Annotated in this window: 16 protein-coding genes; 7 read left to right on the top strand and 9 right to left on the bottom strand. The window is 75.3% G+C overall.

Annotation, left to right across the window (positions count from 1 at the left end; translation table 11 throughout):
• A partial coding sequence (locus tag AB0L25_RS31710) for a hypothetical protein (RefSeq protein WP_500176417.1) occupies positions 1-258 on the bottom strand: 258 nt, incomplete at its 3' end.
• Between the two features lie 95 nt (positions 259-353).
• Positions 354-2,381, bottom strand: a complete 2,028-nt coding sequence (locus AB0L25_RS31705) for a molybdopterin-containing oxidoreductase family protein (RefSeq protein WP_500176416.1) — start codon at positions 2,379-2,381, stop codon at positions 354-356.
• Between the two features lie 165 nt (positions 2,382-2,546).
• Between AB0L25_RS31705 and thyX the strand changes: the two genes are divergently transcribed.
• Positions 2,547-3,344 carry an FAD-dependent thymidylate synthase gene (gene thyX / locus AB0L25_RS31700; RefSeq protein WP_500176415.1) on the top strand — a complete coding sequence of 266 codons (798 nt, stop codon included), beginning with the start codon at positions 2,547-2,549 and terminating at the stop codon, positions 3,342-3,344.
• Between the two features lie 59 nt (positions 3,345-3,403).
• Complete coding sequence (locus tag AB0L25_RS31695; RefSeq protein WP_500176414.1) at positions 3,404-4,114, top strand: dienelactone hydrolase family protein; 711 nt, start codon at positions 3,404-3,406, stop codon at positions 4,112-4,114.
• Positions 4,115-4,210: 96 nt separating this feature from the next.
• On the opposite strand, the gene AB0L25_RS31690 is transcribed toward AB0L25_RS31695, so the two are convergent.
• On the bottom strand, positions 4,211-4,609 hold the full coding sequence (locus AB0L25_RS31690) for a PaaI family thioesterase (protein ID WP_500176413.1): 399 nt from the start codon (positions 4,607-4,609) through the stop codon (positions 4,211-4,213).
• A gap of 117 nt (positions 4,610-4,726) precedes the next feature.
• Between AB0L25_RS31690 and AB0L25_RS31685 the strand changes: the two genes are divergently transcribed.
• The 4 genes from AB0L25_RS31685 to AB0L25_RS31670 all read left to right on the top strand — a co-directional run bounded on the left by AB0L25_RS31685 (position 4,727) and on the right by AB0L25_RS31670 (position 8,155).
• Positions 4,727-5,518 (top strand): helix-turn-helix domain-containing protein, encoded by a 792-nt coding sequence (locus AB0L25_RS31685; protein ID WP_500176420.1) that lies wholly within the window; start codon positions 4,727-4,729, stop codon positions 5,516-5,518.
• A gap of 118 nt (positions 5,519-5,636) precedes the next feature.
• Positions 5,637-6,353: a gamma-glutamyl-gamma-aminobutyrate hydrolase family protein gene (locus AB0L25_RS31680; protein WP_500176412.1), complete on the top strand. Its 717-nt coding sequence runs from the start codon at positions 5,637-5,639 to the stop codon at positions 6,351-6,353.
• Positions 6,354-6,422: 69 nt separating this feature from the next.
• Positions 6,423-7,364 (top strand): alpha/beta hydrolase, encoded by a 942-nt coding sequence (locus AB0L25_RS31675; protein ID WP_500176411.1) that lies wholly within the window; start codon positions 6,423-6,425, stop codon positions 7,362-7,364.
• Positions 7,361-8,155, top strand: coding sequence for an enoyl-CoA hydratase/isomerase family protein (locus tag AB0L25_RS31670; protein ID WP_500176410.1), 795 nt, complete (start codon positions 7,361-7,363; stop codon positions 8,153-8,155). The genes AB0L25_RS31675 and AB0L25_RS31670 overlap by 4 nt, the downstream gene beginning before the upstream one ends.
• Before the next feature lie 32 nt (positions 8,156-8,187).
• Here AB0L25_RS31670 and AB0L25_RS31665 read toward each other — a convergent pair whose 3' ends face one another.
• Complete coding sequence (locus AB0L25_RS31665) at positions 8,188-8,664, bottom strand: SRPBCC family protein (RefSeq protein ID WP_500176409.1); 477 nt, start codon at positions 8,662-8,664, stop codon at positions 8,188-8,190.
• Positions 8,665-8,752: 88 nt separating this feature from the next.
• A complete protein-coding gene (locus tag AB0L25_RS31660; protein WP_500176408.1) occupies positions 8,753-9,934 on the bottom strand; it encodes an acyl-CoA dehydrogenase family protein in 1,182 nt (393 codons plus the stop codon).
• A gap of 177 nt (positions 9,935-10,111) precedes the next feature.
• Between AB0L25_RS31660 and AB0L25_RS31655 the strand changes: the two genes are divergently transcribed.
• Positions 10,112-11,542: an aldehyde dehydrogenase family protein gene (locus AB0L25_RS31655; RefSeq protein WP_500176407.1), complete on the top strand. Its 1,431-nt coding sequence runs from the start codon at positions 10,112-10,114 to the stop codon at positions 11,540-11,542.
• Positions 11,543-11,569: 27 nt separating this feature from the next.
• Here the strand turns inward: AB0L25_RS31655 and AB0L25_RS31650 are convergent, their stop codons facing one another.
• The 4 genes from AB0L25_RS31650 to AB0L25_RS31635 form a co-directional block, all read right to left on the bottom strand.
• Positions 11,570-13,117, bottom strand: a complete 1,548-nt coding sequence (locus AB0L25_RS31650; RefSeq protein WP_500176406.1) for an RtcB family protein — start codon at positions 13,115-13,117, stop codon at positions 11,570-11,572.
• Positions 13,118-13,244: 127 nt separating this feature from the next.
• Positions 13,245-13,841, bottom strand: a complete 597-nt coding sequence (locus AB0L25_RS31645; RefSeq protein ID WP_500176405.1) for a TetR/AcrR family transcriptional regulator — start codon at positions 13,839-13,841, stop codon at positions 13,245-13,247.
• A gap of 51 nt (positions 13,842-13,892) precedes the next feature.
• On the bottom strand, positions 13,893-14,762 hold the full coding sequence (locus AB0L25_RS31640) for an ATP-binding cassette domain-containing protein (protein ID WP_500176404.1): 870 nt from the start codon (positions 14,760-14,762) through the stop codon (positions 13,893-13,895).
• A gap of 70 nt (positions 14,763-14,832) precedes the next feature.
• Complete coding sequence (locus AB0L25_RS31635) at positions 14,833-15,744, bottom strand: SDR family NAD(P)-dependent oxidoreductase (protein WP_500176403.1); 912 nt, start codon at positions 15,742-15,744, stop codon at positions 14,833-14,835.
• Positions 15,745-15,771 lie beyond the last annotated feature (27 nt).

The raw sequence follows: 15,771 nt of genomic DNA, 5'->3' as shown, positions 1-15,771 counted from the left end.
ACAGGACGCGAAGATCGTCTTCCTGGCGCTCGCGCTGCCCGCCCTGGACGGCTCCGGCGCTCCGGCGCCGCTGCGCCCGTGGGCGTCCCAGCGGGGCGCCCGGCGGGCCTCCACCCCGGCCGCGGCGGCCCGGTCGCCGCGCGCCGCCAGCCGTCCGGCGGCCTCCGCGAACGCCTCCGCGGCCTCCTCCGGGCGGCCCTGCCGCTCGTACTTCCGGGCCCGGTCGAGCAGGGCGCCCGGATCGGCATCGATCGTCATGAACCCCTCCGAGCGACATGTACCGGGCGACACCGTATCGAGCGACACCGTCCGGGAGGCGTCGTTCCGGACGTCCGCGCCGGGGCCGCCGCGGATCAGGGGAGCGCGGTGACCTCCACGCGGGTGTCGTGGAAGACCGGCCCGCCGCCGAGGTCGGTGTCGCGCTCGTCCACGACCGCGTTGGCGTTCGACCCGCCGGAGAACTTGGCCCAGTGCCCCTTGGTCGTCGCCGCGACACCCGGTCTGACCTGGTCGGTCACCCGCAGGACCGCGTCGAAGCCGCCCCGGTCGTTGGCCACCCGGACCCGCCGCCCGTCCGCCAGGCCCCGCGCGGCGGCGTCGTCCGGATGGAGCCGGACGGCCAGGTCGCCCGACCGGCGCCGCAGCTCCGGATTGTTCGCGAACTGCGTGTTCAGGAACTCGTGCGAGGCGGCCGAGATCAGCGCCAGCGGGTACCGCGCCGCCCGGTCCGGGTCGGCGACCTCCGCGGGCGGGACGTACGCGACGTCGCGGGGGAACTCCAGCCGCCCGGACGGCGTCGGGAACCCCTCGGCGTACGGCAGGAACGGGTCCGGGACCGACATGCGCACGAAGCCCTCCTTGCGCAGCCGGTCCAGCGTGACGCCCGCCATCCACGGATGGTCGGACGCGACGAGCTGCTCGGCGAGGCTCTCGTCCGAGTCGTACAGGCTCGGCTCGGTCAGCCCCATCCGCCGCGCCAGCCGGCGGAACGTCTCCGTCGTCGGCAGGCACTCGCCGGGCGGCGCCACCGCCGGCTCGTTCCACGTCAGGTACAGGTGCCCGTAGCCCTCGTGCAGGTCCATGTGCTCGTGCTGCGCCGTCGCCGGCAGCACGATGTCGGCGTAGTCGACCGTGTCCGTCGGGAACTGCTCCAGCACCACGGTGAACAGGTCCTCGCGCGCCAAACCCGCCCGCACCCGGTTCTGGTGCGGGGTGCTGCCCACCGGGTTCGCGGCGATCACGAACAGCGCCCCGACCGGCGGGTCCTGGACGTCCAGGAGCCCTTCGCCGAGCCGCGTCATCGACAGCGTCCGCACCGGCCCCGGCCGCAGGTCGTCCCGCCACAGCGCCGCCTTGTTCAGCCGGTTGTGGCCGGACGTCGAGAACGCCAGCCCGCCGCCGGGCCGCGCCCAGTCGCCGGTCACCGCCGCGAACCCCGCCAGCACCCGCAGCGCCGTCCCGCCGCCCGCGTGCCGCTGCAACCCCTGCGTCGCGCGGATCGCGGTCGGCCGGGTGCGGGCGATCCGCTCGCCGAGCGCCACGATCCGCTCCGCAGGCACGCCGGTGATCCGCGCGGCCCGCTCCGGCGAGAACTCCGCGATCCGCTCCCGGAACTCCGCCCAGCCCGCCGTGTGCTCCCGCAGGAACCGCTCGTCCTGCGCGCCCGCCGCCACGACGACGTTCAGCAGGCCGAGCGCGAGGGCCGCGTCCGTCCCGGGGAGGGGCGCGAGATGCTCGTCCGCCTGCTGCGCCGTCCGCGTCCGCACGGGGTCGATCGCCACCAGGTGCGCCCCGGCCTTCCGCGCGTCCTGCACGAACTTCCACACGTGGTGGCCGCTCGTCAGCGGGTTCGACCCCCACAGGATGATCAGCCGCGCGTGCGCGAGGTCCTGCGGGTCCATGCCGCCCGCCGAGCCGACGGTCGCCTCCATGCCCGCGCTGCCCGCCGCCGAGCAGATGTTGGAGTAGTGCGCCGACGCGCCGAGCACGTTGAAGAACCGGCGGCCCGAGTACCCCTCGAGGCCCTGCAGGTAGCCCAGCGTCCCGGTGCCCCAGTACGGCCAGATCGCCTCGCCGCCGTGCTCCCGCACGACGTCCCCGAGACGCTGCGCGATCTCGTCGAGCGCCTCGTCCCACGAGATCCGCGCGAACCGTCCCTCGCCCTTGCGGCCCACCCGCCGCATCGGGTGCAGGATCCGGTCCGGCTGCCCCGCCCGTTCGAGCCACCGGTTCACCTTCGCGCACAGCGCGCCCCGCGTGTACGGGTGCTCCGGGTTCCCGCGCAGCCGCACCGCCTCGCCGTCCCGTACCGTGACCACCCAGGAGCAGCCGTCGGGACAGTCCAGCGGGCAGGCGCCCAGCACCTTCAGTTCAGGCCCCATCAGGCGTCCCCCTCCAACCCCAGACGAATCCCTCCAGTGTGCGCCATACATCCAGCAGCGTGGCACCCGAACGCACCTGACGGCCTGGAGGGAGCCCAGGTCGCGGGCACGCTGCGATGATGGTTTCCTTAGGGCGACCGAAGCGGAGCGTAGGGGGATGCGAGAGTGAAGAGCGTCGAGCCCGAGGTGTACCTCGTCGCACGGCCGGAGCTGGACTACGAGGAGGTCGCCCGGTACCTGCGGGACGTGGGCGGGGAGAGCTGGCTGGCGCGGCTCGACCGCGGCGAGCTCGACACCGAGCTCAACGACCCGCAGAACCTCGCCGAGTTCGCGGGCCGGCTCTGCTACCGCTCGTGGGAGCCCGGCCTCAACCCCAATGTGACGAAGGTCCGGACCGACCAGGGCCAGTACCTCGAGAACATCCTCCGCAGCCTGCACGGGTCGGTGCTCGAGCACGTCAGCTTCAGCTTCGTCCTGCACAACTGCAGCCGCGTCCTCACCCACGAGCTCGTGCGGCACCGTCCCGGTGTGGCGATCTCGCAGGAGTCGCTCCGGTTCGTCCGGCTCCAGGACATCCCGTTCTGGTTCCCCGAGTGGGCCCGGGAGGATCCGGAGCTGATGAAGCGCGCCACCGCCCTGCTCGAGCAGATGGAGGAGTTCCAGGGCTGGATGGCCGACCACTTCGGCCTGGACGACGAGGGCGTGCCGTTCAAGGAGAAGAAGCACAAGACCTCGTTCATGCGCCGATTCGCCCCGGAGGGCGTCGCCACCGGCCTCGTGTGGACGGCCAACGTCCGCACGCTGCGGCACACCCTGGAGAACCGCACCGCCCCCGGCGCCGAGGAGGAGATCCGCCTGCTCTTCGGCAAGATCGGCGAGGTGATGCGCAAGGAGGCCCCCGACCTGTTCGGCGACTACGTCGTCGAGGACGGCGCGTGGGTCCCGCAGTGGCGCAAGGTCTGACCCCGTAACCCGCGATCCGGGGTGGGCGGCAGCCCCCGCATGAGGGAGGCTTGGGCGGTATGACCGACGTCGAGATCCCCACCGGAACACGCGACCTGCCCGGATACCTGGCCGTCCCCGAGGGGGAGGGCCCCTGGCCGGGCGTGGTCGTCCTGTTCGAGGCCCTCGGGTCGACCGCGGACATGCGCGCCCAGGCCGACCGCTTCGCCGCGCACGGCTACCTCGCCGTGCTGCCCGACCTGTACGGCGGCGCGCCGTGGCTGCGGTGCGTCTCCAAGGCGATGCGGGACATGCGCGCCGGGCGCGGCGCGACCTACGACGCGATCGAGGCGACGCGGGCCTGGCTGGCCGGACGCGACGACTGCACCGGCGACATCGGCGTGTGCGGCTTCTGCATGGGCGGCGGCTTCGCGCTCGTCGCCGCCGCCCGGTACGGCTTCCGGGCCGCCGCGGTCAACTACGGCATGCTCCCGCGCCGCCCCGACGAGGCGCTGCGGAACGCGTGCCCGATCGTCGCCGGTTACGGCGCCGCCGACCCCACGCTCCGCGGGACCGCGCGGAAGCTGGAGCGGGTGCTGGCGGACGCCGGCGTGCCGCACGACGTGAAGGAGTACCCGGGCACGGGGCACGGCTTCCTCACCGACACCGAGATGCCGGGCCCGCTCGGCCCCGTCTCGAAGATCGCCTTCGGCATGGGCAAGGGCCGCGAGAACGCCCCCGACGGCTGGTCCCGCATCTTCGCGTTCTTCGACGAGCACGTCCGCCAATGACCTAAGTCCCGAAGGCGGCGCCTCGCAGGCGAGGACGGCCTTGCGCACCGCGACGTCCGCGCGAGTGGGAAAGGGGGCGCACTCGGCGCTCCACGGTCAGGCGCGCAGGACGGCCTGGGTCTGCGTCACCTGCGCGACGCGGCGGCCCTCGTCGTCGTGCAGGTCGGTCTGGACGACGATGGACGTGCGGCCCACGTGGAGCGGGCGGGACGCGGCGCGCACGCGGCCGTCGCGGACGCCGCGGAAGAAGTTCGTCTTGGATTCGAGCGTCGTGGTGGACGCGCCGTCGGGCAGGTTGAGGAACGCGCACGCGGCGCCGAGGGTGTCGGCGAGGGCCATGAGGGCGCCGCCGTGCAGGACGCCGCCCGCGGTGCAGCGGTCGGGCGCCCAGTCGAGGCGGCCGGTGACCTCGTCGGGGCCCGCGGTGTCGATCTCGACGCCGAGGGCGCGGGCGAACGGCATCGCGTCGACGAGCTGGTCGGGCGTGAGCGTCATCGTTCCTCCTGAGGTGTCGGACGGGCCCAGCCTCGCGATCGGGCGGGGGCGCGTCCATTACCTCGGACGTCATCGCCGCCGTGACGTGCGGTCGGTAGCGTCGGGGCGGTGACGACGATGATGAGCGATGTGCGGCCGGTCGGGGAGCAGTTGCGGGCGTGGCGGCAGCGGCGGAGGCTGAGCCAGCTCGAGCTGGCGTCGGAGGCGGGCGTGTCGACGCGGCACCTGAGCTTCGTCGAGACGGGGCGGTCGGCGCCGAGCCGCGAGATGGTGCTGCGGCTGGCCGAGCACCTGGACGTCCCGCTGCGGGACCGGAACCTGCTGCTGGTGGCGGCCGGGTACGCGCCGGTGTTCGAGGAGACGCCGATCGAGGAGCCGCGGATGGACTCGGTCCGGGCGGCGCTGAAGCAGGTGCTGCAGGGGCACGAGCCGTTCCCGGCGGTGGTCGTGGACCGGTTCTGGAACCTGATCGACGCGAACGGCGCGGCGGCGCTGTTCATGGAGGGCGCGCCGCCGGAGCTGCTGGAGCCGCCGCTGAACGTGCTGCGGCTGAGCATGCACCCGGACGGGATGGCGAAGAACATCCTGAATCTGGCGGAGTGGCGCGCCCACATGATCGACCGGGTGCGGCGGCACGTGCGGCTGACGGCGGACGCGTCGCTGACGCAGCTGTACCGGGAGTTGCGGGACTTCCCGGGGGACGTCGGCGAGGCGATCGCGCCGCCGGCGGACCACGAGGTGTTCGTCCCGCTGAGGATCCGGTTGGGCGGCCGTGATCTGTCGTTCTTCAGCACGATCGCGACGTTCGGGTCGCCGGTCGACATCACGGTCGCGGAGCTGGCGATCGAGTCCTTCTACCCGGCGGACGCGGAGACGAGCGCCTATCTGCGGGAGCGCGCGGGCTGGTGAAGCGCCCGTTACGGGTGCGCCCTCTTGCGGCGGGGGAGGCGGGACGACATGGTGGGGGGACTCTCCTGACGGACGAGCCGCCCGGCCGCCGACACCGGCCGGGAGAGGGGAACGACCCATGTCAGAGGCCATCCGGGTGCCGCTCATCGGCGTCACCGCGTGTCAGGAACCGGCGCGTTGGGGCATGTGGGTGCGGGAGGCGGCGCTCCTGCCGGTCGCGTACCCGCGATGGGTGGAGCGGGCCGGCGCCGTGCCGGTGCTGCTGCCCCCGGCGGCGTCGCTTCGGGGGGTGGACGCGCTGGTCGAGCGGCTCGACGGGATCGTTCTCGCGGGCGGCGGCGACGTGGACCCCGAACTGTACGGGGCGGAGCGGCACCCGGAGACGGATCCGCCGCAGCCGCAGCGGGACCGGTTCGAGCTGGCGCTGGCCCGTGCGGTGGTGGACGCGGACGTCCCGTTCCTGGCGATCTGCCGGGGCCTGCAGATCCTGAACGTCGCGCGGGGCGGGACGCTCGTGCAGCACCTGCCGGAGGCGGTCGGGCACGAGGGGCACGCGCCGGTGCGGGGCAGGATGGGGTCGCACGCGGTGCGGATCGCCCCGAACAGCGTGCTCGGGAAGGTGCTCGGGGAGTCCGCGGAGGTGCCGACGCTGCACCATCAGGCGGTGGGGCGGCTCGGGAAGGGGCTGGCGGCGGTGGCGTGGGCGGACGACCAGGTCGTCGAGGCCGCGGAACTGCAGGGGCACCGGTTCGGGGTGGCCGTGCAGTGGCATCCCGAGGAGGGGGAGGACGGCCGGCTGTTCGAGGCGCTGGTGTCGGCGGCGCGCGGCGGGTAGCGGTTGGCGTCCCGGCGGCGGGGGAAGACGAACCGGTAGATTCCGTCGCCGCCCCCCGGAGGTCGCCGCATGCCGCTGCACCCGCAGACCGTCAGCTTCCTGCAGACGCTGAGGGCGTGGACGGCGACGCCCCCGGGCGAGGCGGAACCCACGATCGAGGAGATGCGGGAGCGGGTCGGCGCGGTGTTCCCGGTCGGGCGCCGCGAGCTGCCCTTCGTCGCCGACCTGGCCGTGCGGGGCCCGGACGGCCCGGTGCCGGTGCGGCTGTACCGGCCGGCGGAGGGGCCGCTGCCCGCCGTGGTGTACCTGCACGGCGGCGGCTGGGTGCTGGGCGGCGTCGAGAACGTGGACGGCCTGTGCCGCGACCTCGCGGCGGACGCGGGCTGCGCCGTGCTGAGCGTCGGGTACCGGCTGGCGCCCGAGCACCCGTTCCCGGCCGCGGTGGACGACGCGTGGGCCGTCGTCGCGGCGGCCGTCCGGGAGCCGGGGCGGTTCGGGATCCGGCCGGGGGCGGTGGCGGTGGCCGGGGACAGCGCGGGCGGGAACCTCGCCGCGGCGGTCGCGCTGCTCGCCCGCGACCGGGGCGTCGCCCTGGCGCACCAGCTGCTGGTCTACCCGGTGACCGATACGGCGCGGGACACCGCGAGCTGGCGGGAGTACGGCAGCGGGTACGGGCTCGACGCCGCCACCCTGTCGCGGTTCATGGACCTGTACCGGGGCGGCGCCGACCCGTGCGATCCGCGGCTCGCGCCGCTGCGCGCCCCCGACCTGCGCGGGGCCGCGCCCGCGACGGTGATCACCGCGGAGTGCGACATCCTGCGGGACGAGGGCGAGGCGTACGCGCGGCGCCTCGCGGCGGCGGGGGTGCCGGTCGAGCTGCGGCGCTACGACGGGGTGGTGCACTCGTTCTTCCTGATGCCGGAGATGTTCGACGCCGGTGCCGAGGCGGTGGCGTACGCCGTGGCACGATTGCGAACGGCATTCGGTCGGTGCGAGCGGGAGGCGTCATGAGCGATCGGTACGGAACCTACGAGCGGCTGCGGATCGACTGGGCGGCGCCGGGGGTGCTGCGGGTGACGCTGAGCGCGCCGGGACGGCTGAACGCGGTCGACACGGTGGGGCACGGCGAGCTCGCGCGGATCTGGCGGGACGCGGACGCCGACGACGAGGTCCGCGCGATCGTGGTGCGCGGGGAGGGCGCGGCGTTCTCGGCGGGCGGCGACCTGTCCATGATCGAGGAGATGATGGGCGACCACGCGGCGCGCCGCCGGATCATGCGGGAGGCGCGCGACATCGTGATGAACGTGATCGACTGCGCGAAGCCGGTGGTCAGCGCGATCCAGGGCCCGGCGGTCGGCGCGGGGCTCGCGGTGGCGCTGCTCGCGGACGTGTCGGTGGCGGGCCGCTCGGCGAAGATCATCGACGGGCACACCCGGCTGGGCGTCGCGGCGGGCGACCACGCGGCGATCGTCTGGCCGCTGCTGTGCGGGATGGCGAAGGCGAAGTACTACCTGCTGCTCAACGACGTCCTCACCGGCGAGGAGGCCGAGCGGATCGGCCTGGTGTCGCTGTGCGTGGACGACGCCGAGGTGCACGACCGGGCGCTGGAGATCGCCGGGCGGCTGGCCGCCGGGCCCGCCGAGGCGATCCAGTTCACCAAGCACGCGCTGAACAACTGGCTGCGCTCGGCGGGGCCCGCGTTCGACGCGTCGCTGGCGATGGAGTTCTTCGGGTTCACCGGCCCGGACGTGCGCGAGGGCGTGGCGGCGCTCCGCGAGAAGCGCCCGCCCGAGTTCGGCTGACCGCCCGTCCGGCCGGGCCCCGGGTCCGGCGGTCAGCCGAACCGGCGGGCGAGCGCCTCCAGCCCCGTCGCGTAGATACCGAGTTCGAGCGTCCGGCCCATGGCCAGTTCGTCGCCCGCGTCGGCGGAGAAGTCCGCCGACCACTCCACGAACGCGCGGCCGGGGCCAGGGGCGGCCGCGGACCCGGCGACGGGCTCGGCGACAGGCTCGGCGAGAGGGGAGACCCGCAGCCGGCCGCGCACGTCCCGCACCGGCAGCGGGCACTCGAGGATCTCGTAGCGGTAGGCGCGGCCGGCGTCGTCGAGGGCGGTGAGGCGCTCGCGGAACACCGAGTCGCCGGGGCCGATGAGGCGGCGGACGCAGCCGATCCGGTCGGCCGGGCCGCCGTCCTCGATGACCCCGGTCTCCACGCCCGGCATCCACTCCGCGACGTTCCCGAAGTCCCGCAGGTAGGACCACACGTCGTCGGCGGTCGCGTTGAGCACGGCGCTGGCGTAGGACCTGGGCATCGCGGGTCTCCTCGGCGATGAGGGGCGGTGGTGCCCCTCATGCTCGCCCCGCCGGTGTGATCTCGGCAACACCCGGCGGGGCCGGATCTCAGTACGAGCGCGGCAGCCCCAGCTCGTGCTGGGCGATGTGGGCCAGCACGAGCTCCTCGGCGACGGGGATGTTCTTGGCGATCCGGGCGTCGCGGAACATCCGGGCGACCGGGTACTCCAGCGAGTACGCCATCCCGCCGTGCGTCTGGAACGCGCGGTCGGCCGCCTGCCACGCGGCGTCCGCCGCGGTGAGCTTGGCGATGTTGGCCTCCGACCCGCACGGCCGGCCGCGGTCCCACAGCCAGGCGGCCTTGTAGGTCATCAGCCGGGCCAGCTCGACCTGCGCCTTGATCCGGGCGAGCGGGAACGCGATGCCCTGGTTGGCGCCGATCGGCTTCCCGAACGGCGCGCGGTCCCGCGCGTAGTCGCACGCGATCCGCAGCACCAGCTCGCCGGAGCCGACGCCGCCGGCCGCCGCGAGGATGCGCTCGGGGTTGAGGATGTCCCACAGGACGGCGAAGCCCTGGTCGGGCTCGCCCAGCACCCGGTCGGCCGGCACGCGCACGCCGTCCAGGAACACCATGCTGGACGCGACGGTGTTCGTGCCGAGCTTCGGGATCGGCTGGTACGTCAGCGTGCCCGCCTCGACGGCCTCCTTGATGTCCACGAGCAGGACGGTGAAGCCCGCGGTGCGGGGGCGCGCCTCGGCGGCCGGGATTGTCCGGGTGACCAGCACGAGGAAGTCGGCGCGCTCCATGCCGGAGATCCAGATCTTCTGGCCGGTCACCACGTAGCCGTCGCCGTCGCGGCGGGCCTGGGTGGAGATGTTCATCGCGTTGCTGCCCGCGTCGGGCTCGGTGATCGCGAAGCAGGTCTCCAGCTCCCCGGCGGCGATCTTCGGCAGGAACTCGGCGCGCTGCGCGTCCGTCCCGTGGCGGGCGATGGTCAGCCCGCCGAACGCCGGGGTGAGCAGGTACATGAAGGACGCGGCGCCGCCCGCGCCGCCCTCGGCGAGCGACTCCAGCGCGACCGCGAGCTCGAGGAGGCCCTGCCCGGCGCCGCCGTGCTCCTCGGGGATCGCGAGGCTGTGCCAGCCGCCCGCGACCAGCTCCCGCCACACCTCCTCGGGCCACCGCTTCTCGGCGTCGCACCGGCTCCAGTACTCCTGGTCGTACTTCCCGGCGATGGCCCGCACGCCGTCGCGCACCGCGATCGCGCTCTCCGGCAGGTCGAAGTCCACGCAAGCCTCCTGGCGTCTGTCCTGTTCGGCGTCCGATCAGGCCGGGGGCCCGATCAGGCCCCACCGTAGCCGATCCGGTAAGTGCTCACTGACATCGGGGCGGCGGCCATTGAACCGTCCCTTCCCGGGTAGGCGGGACGCGACGACCGGGGACCGGGAGACGACGCGGAGGTTCGGATGCGAGTGCGGGACGGCTGGACGCTGGCGGGCGGCCGGTGGAGCGGCGGCACCGGGGACGAGACGTTCACGGTGACCGACCCGGCGACCGGGGAGCCGGTGGGGGAGGTGCCGGTCTGCTCCGCCGCCGACGTCGAGGACGCCGTGTCCGCCGCGGTCGCCGCCGCGCCCGGCTGGGCCGCCGTCCCGGCCGCCGAGCGCGGTGCGGCGCTGCACGCCGCGGCGGACGCCGTCGAGGAGCGGGCCGACGAGCTGGCCGCGCTGGTCACGACCGAGATGGGCAAGCCCGCGGACGACGCGCGCGGCGGCGTCGAGGCCGGGATCGGCACCCTGCGGCAGTACGCCGAGCTGGGCCCGCTGCACGGCGGCCGCAGCCTGCAGGGCGGCCGGACGGCGACCGACCTCATGGTCCGCGAGCCGCGCGGCGTCGTCGCGGTGATCACCCCGTGGAACGATCCGGTCGCCATCGCCTGCGGGCTGATCGGCGCGGCCGCCGTCACCGGCAACGCGGTGGTGCACAAACCGTCCGAGCGCACCCCGCACGCCGGCGCGCTGCTCGCCGAACTGCTCGCGGGCGCCCTGCCGGACGGCGTCCTCAACCTGGTCACCGGCGACGGCGGCACCGGCGACGCGCTGGCCGCCGACCCGCGCCCGGACGTCGTCGCGCACGTCGGCTCGACCCGCGCCGGCCGCCGCATCGCCGAGCTGGCCGCCCGCAACGGCGCGAAGGCCCTGCTGGAGAACGGCGGCACCGACCCCCTCATCGTCGACGCGGGCGTCGACCCGCACTGGGCCGCCGAGCAAGCCGCGACCGGCTGCTTCGCGAACGCCGGGCAGATCTGCACGTCCGTCGAACGGGTCTACGTTCACGAGTCGCTGCACGCGGCCTTCCTCGACGCGCTCGCCGAACGCGCCCGCGCCATGCGCACCGGACCGGGCTTCGACCCGGCGACCGAACTCGGGCCCCTCGTGGACGAACGGCACCGCGCGCAGGTGCACGAGCACGTCGAGAAGGCCGTCGCCGACGGCGCCCGTGTCCTGGCCGGCGGCGCGATCCCCGACGGGCCCGGCGCGTTCTACCCGGCGACCGTGCTGGACGGCTGCACCGACGCCATGGCGATCATGACCGAGGAGACGTTCGGGCCCGTCGCGCCCGTCCGCGCCGTCGCGTCCTTCGACGAGGCCCTCGACGCCGCACGCCGCGGACGGCACGGCCTCGCCGCGACCGTCCTCACCCGGGACATGGCGCACGCGCAGCGCGCCTGGCGGGAACTGCCCGTCGGGACCGTCAAGGTCAACGCCGTGTTCGGCGGCGCCCCCGGAGGCGCCGCCACCCCGCGCGGCGCCTCCGGGGAGGGCTTCGGGTACGGGCCCGAACTGCTCGACGAGATGACCGCGGTCAAGGTCGTCCACATCAAGGCCGCGCCCTGACCCGTCCGGGCCTCACCCCTTGACGCCTCACCCCTTGACGGTCAGCAGCGGCCGCAGCTCCGCGACCGGCGACGCGACGCCGCCGCCGTGCAGGGCCGACACGACCGGGCCGATGTCCTTGTAGGCCCACGGCGCCTCCTGCTTCAGGTCGCGCCGCCACGCGGCCATGACGTCCGTCCGGCGCGCCGCCCGCGGGTCGCGGTGGTCCAGCGGCGTGACCACCCGGAACTCCCGCAGGAACGCGTCCAGTTCCGCGTCGCTCCCGCGCGCCGCCGCGCCGCGCGGCACCCGCCGTCCCGCGCCGTGGCACGCGCTCGCGACCGTGCGGGCGTCGCCGTGCCCGCGCAGCACGAAGCTGGACGCGCCCATCGACCCGGGCACGATGACCGGTTCGCCCCACATCGCGTAGGGCCCGCCCGCCATCTCCGCGTGCCCGCCCGCCGGGGTCGCCCCCTTGCGGTGCACCGTCCGGCCGCCGTCCCGCCAGAAGAGGTTGTGCGGCGCGTCGTACAGGAGCCGGGCGTCGAAACCGCCGGACCCGCCGGAGCCGCCGCACTCGGCGGCGAGCCCGGCGCGCATCGTCAGCGCGAGGAAGAACCGGTTGCCGAGCGCGAAGTTGGCGGCGTTGCCGAACGCCTCCAGGTACCGTCGCCGGTCCGGCTCCGAACGCTCGTCCAGCAGGAACGGCAGGACGCCGTTGCGCGGACGCGGCAGGCCCTTCGGCCACCGCGCGCGGAGCCGGTCGAGCGCGGTCGCGTTCGCCTGGTGCCCCAGCGACAGCGACCCGCTGTGCACCATCACCGTCACGGTCCCCGGCGCCAGCCCCCACGCGTGCGCGGCGGCCGCGTCGTGGACGCGCGCCACGTACTGCAGCTCGGCGAAGTGGTTGCCGCCGCCGATCCCGCCGATGACGCCGTCGTGGCTCGGCTCGTCCGATGCCCCGCCCGCGCTGCCGATCCAGTCGGCGAACGCCTCCGCCGTCGGGACGGGCAGGCCCGCGCAGTGGACGCGGTCGACGCAGTCCTCGGCGTCCTGCGGGCGCAGTCCCGCCCAGGGCGCCGGGCCGGTCGTCAGCAGCCCGGGCAGGCCGTCGCGCAGCAGCGCCTCCCGCTGCAGCGGGGTGAGCGCGATCCGGCGGCCGCCCTCGAAGAACAGGTGCCGCAGCCGCCGCTCGAGCCCGTCCAGCCGGGCCCGCACGCGGGCGGCGTCCAGGGTGGTGACCTCCAGCCGCATGCCGCAGTTCACGTCGTTGCCGACGGCCTGCGGGAGCAGCGCGTCCTCGACGTCCAGGACCGTCCCGATCGGGATCCCGGCGCCCTTGTGGAAGTCGGGGGTGAACGCGGCGCGGGCGATGCGCGGCGTCCCGACCGGCCCGGGCGCGACCTCGGCGAGCCGTTCGAGGGTGCGCGCCGTCTCCAGCAGGTCCAGCGCCTCGGTGACGGCGGCCGGTTCGAGCGGGACGTCCGTCCCCGCGCAGATCTCCGCGGGGACGCCGTGGGGGTTGGGCAGCGTGAGCCAGTGCTCGTCCGTGCGGACGAGCCGATGATCTTGACGTGCGGGATGGCCCGCGGGCATGGGGAACCTCCGGCGATGGCCGAACACGGAAAGGAGCCGTCCGCGCAGAGGGCGCGACGGCGGGACGGGCGCCCGTCCGGGGCGCACCGGTCTCCTCGGGTTCAGCAGCCGCGAGGCGAGGACGACGCTACCGCGCGCCCCCGGCGCCGTCATCCGGTTTTCCGGCGGCCAGGTAGCCCGTCACCATCCGGGCGACGGAGCGGGCCGCCCGCTCGGGCGGCCCGGACGGCAGCATGAGGTGGCTCATCGTCAGCCGGACGGCCGCGTCCGCGACCTCGGCCAGCGCCGCCGCGTCCAGATCCGGCCACTGCCGCGTCGCGTGGTCGGTGAGCCGGGCCCTGGCGGTGAACAGCAGCGGCTCCGCCTGCGTCGTCAGCAGCGGCAGCAGCTCCTCCCCGCCCGCCCCCGTCAGCACCGCCTTCTTCAGCTGGTCGTCCGCCGACGTCTCCAGCGTGTACTGCACGGCCGCGACCACCGCGTCGAACAGGTCGGCGTGCTCCGACAGCACCCGGTCGATGCCGTCGAGGTACCGGTCGTTGTCGCGGATCACCACCGCCTGCGCCAGGCCCCACTTGTCGCCGAACTCGTTGTAGAGGGTCTGCCGGCTCACCCCGGCGGCGGACGCGACGTCCCGCATGCGCAGCCCCCGGTACCCGCGCTCGACCAGCAGCGCGGCGGCGGCGTCCAGCAGTGCTTCGCGCACGGGACGGTCGGCGGTGCCCATCAGCGTTCCTCCGGGTGCGGGACGCGTCGATCGCGTCGGCGGGCCCCATTATCACCCGGCGCGCATTTCCGGTCCGCGCCCGGCGCCCGTCGTGCGGGCCGCGCCTAATGGGGCGCGAGGCGCGCATCCGGGGTGCGCGCGTCCCGGTAGGCGCCGCGGGCGCGCGTCCGCGCGGACCTCGGCGGGCGGGCCGCTCGCGACGACCCGGCCGCCGTCCAGCACGTGCACGACGTCGCAGACGCCGAGGACCGGTTCGAGGTCGTGCCCGGCGACCAGGACCGTCAGCCCCTCGGCGGCGAGGTCGCGCAGCAGCACCTCCAGTGCGCGGGACCGCCGCTCGGGCAGGCCCGTCCACGGCTCGTCGAGCAGCAGGACGGACGGGTCCGCGGCGAGCGCGCGCGCCAGTTCGGCCAGCCGGGCGACGTCCGGCGGGACGGCGCGGGCGGAGCGGCGGGCGTACTCGCCGATGCCGACACGGGCGAGCAGTTCGTCGGCGCGCCCGGCCGCGTCCCGGCGGGCCGCTCGGCGCCGCCGCCAGCGGTCCCGCGCCGTCCGGCCGGGATGCTCGCGGGCCGCCGCGTGCCGGACGGCGGCCGTCCGGACGGCGTCCCGCACGGTCGCGCCGCCGAGCGGGCCCGGACGCTCGAACGTGCGGGCGACGCCGCGGCGGGCGCGCTCGCGGGCGCCGCCGGTGAGGTCGGCGTCGCCGAGCCGGACGGTGCCCTCGCTGGGGCGGCGCAGCCCGGTGATGACGTCGCACAGGGTGGTCTTGCCCGCGCCGTCCGGGCCGATCAGGCCGGTGACCGCGCCCGCGGGCGCGGCGAGCGCGGCCCGGTCCACGGCGGTGAGCGCGCCGAACCGGACGGTCACGCCCGACACGAGCAGTCCTCCGGCGGTCGGGGACATGGCGGTGGGGGGCATCCGCACCTCCCGGCGGGGCGAGGAGACGTCGTGACCCGGATCATGTGATCTAGATCACCGAGTCCTCACCTTACTGAGGAGGCGGCGCGGCGGCAACGCCGCCAGATGGGCCCGTGGCAACGCCGCCGGATGGGCCCGTGGCAACGCCGCCGGACGAGCCCGTGGCAACGCCGCCGGAAGCGGCGATCTCGCCGAGCCGTTCGCGGCGCCACTCCTTGACCCCGGCGACGAACGCCTCCACGTCGGCGGCCTTACCCGAGGCCATCTGGTCGAACCAGTCCGGGACGTACCGCTCGAACCGCCCGGCGCCGATGACCTCGAGGACGGCCGCCGCCACGTCGCCCGGCGGGCGCGCGTCCGCCAGGTCGCTCAGCGGCTCCTCCTCGCCGGGCCGCGCGTCGAACAGCTCCGTCCCGCCGATGAGCGCCGGCTGCACCACGTGGACCTGCACGCCCGTGCCGTCCAGGTCGACGGCCATGCTCTCCCAGAACGCGGTCAGCGCGGCCTTCGACGCGGCGTAGGCGGCCTCGTGCGGCGGGCCGAGCCGCGCCGCGACCGACCCGATCGCCACCAGGTGCCCGCGCCCCCGCGCGACCATGCCGGGCAGCACCGCGAGGGTGAGCCGCACCGCCGACAGGTAGTTCAGCCGCAGCACCTCCTCGGCGTCGGCGGGCGTCAGGTCCAGGACGTGCCGCCGCTTCGGCGCCCCCGCGTTGTTGACCAGCACGTCGACGCCGCCGAACTCCGCCTCGGCCGCCGCGGCCAGCGCCGCGGCGGCGTCCGGGTCGGCCAGGTCGGCCGGCCACATCGCCGAGCCGGGCGCGTGCTCCCGGCACCGGGCCAGCACGTCCGCCAGCCGGTCCGCGCGCCGCGCCGTCAGCCCCACCCGGGCGCCGGCGGCGGCGAGCGCCTCCGCGACCGCCGCGCCGATCCCGGACGAGGCGCCCGTGACCAGCGCCGATCGTCCCGCCAAAGTCACCATGCGGCGAACGTGGCACACCCGCGGGCG

The sequence above is a fragment of the Spirillospora sp. NPDC052242 genome, from assembly GCF_040679555.1.
Taxonomy (GTDB): Bacteria; Actinomycetota; Actinomycetes; order Streptosporangiales; family Streptosporangiaceae; genus Spirillospora.
The sequence above is the reverse complement of the archived record's forward strand: the minus strand, read 5'-3'. Positions and strand labels throughout refer to the sequence as shown.

Excerpts from the sequence above, each read along its gene's own strand:
- AB0L25_RS31670 (WP_500176410.1), top strand. The coding sequence starts at position 7,361 with ATGAGCGATCGGTACGGAACCTACGAGCGGCTGCGGATCGACTGGGCG.
- AB0L25_RS31640 (WP_500176404.1), bottom strand. The coding sequence starts at position 14,762 with ATGCCCCCCACCGCCATGTCCCCGACCGCCGGAGGACTGCTCGTGTCG.
- AB0L25_RS31635 (WP_500176403.1), bottom strand. The coding sequence starts at position 15,744 with ATGGTGACTTTGGCGGGACGATCGGCGCTGGTCACGGGCGCCTCGTCC.
- AB0L25_RS31685 (WP_500176420.1), top strand. The coding sequence starts at position 4,727 with ATGATGAGCGATGTGCGGCCGGTCGGGGAGCAGTTGCGGGCGTGGCGG.
- AB0L25_RS31650 (WP_500176406.1), bottom strand. The coding sequence starts at position 13,117 with ATGCCCGCGGGCCATCCCGCACGTCAAGATCATCGGCTCGTCCGCACG.
- AB0L25_RS31705 (WP_500176416.1), bottom strand. The coding sequence starts at position 2,381 with ATGGGGCCTGAACTGAAGGTGCTGGGCGCCTGCCCGCTGGACTGTCCC.
- AB0L25_RS31665 (WP_500176409.1), bottom strand. The coding sequence starts at position 8,664 with ATGCCCAGGTCCTACGCCAGCGCCGTGCTCAACGCGACCGCCGACGAC.
- AB0L25_RS31690 (WP_500176413.1), bottom strand. The coding sequence starts at position 4,609 with ATGACGCTCACGCCCGACCAGCTCGTCGACGCGATGCCGTTCGCCCGC.
- AB0L25_RS31655 (WP_500176407.1), top strand. The coding sequence starts at position 10,112 with ATGCGAGTGCGGGACGGCTGGACGCTGGCGGGCGGCCGGTGGAGCGGC.
- AB0L25_RS31675 (WP_500176411.1), top strand. The coding sequence starts at position 6,423 with ATGCCGCTGCACCCGCAGACCGTCAGCTTCCTGCAGACGCTGAGGGCG.
- AB0L25_RS31680 (WP_500176412.1), top strand. The coding sequence starts at position 5,637 with ATGTCAGAGGCCATCCGGGTGCCGCTCATCGGCGTCACCGCGTGTCAG.
- AB0L25_RS31695 (WP_500176414.1), top strand. The coding sequence starts at position 3,404 with ATGACCGACGTCGAGATCCCCACCGGAACACGCGACCTGCCCGGATAC.
- AB0L25_RS31645 (WP_500176405.1), bottom strand. The coding sequence starts at position 13,841 with ATGGGCACCGCCGACCGTCCCGTGCGCGAAGCACTGCTGGACGCCGCC.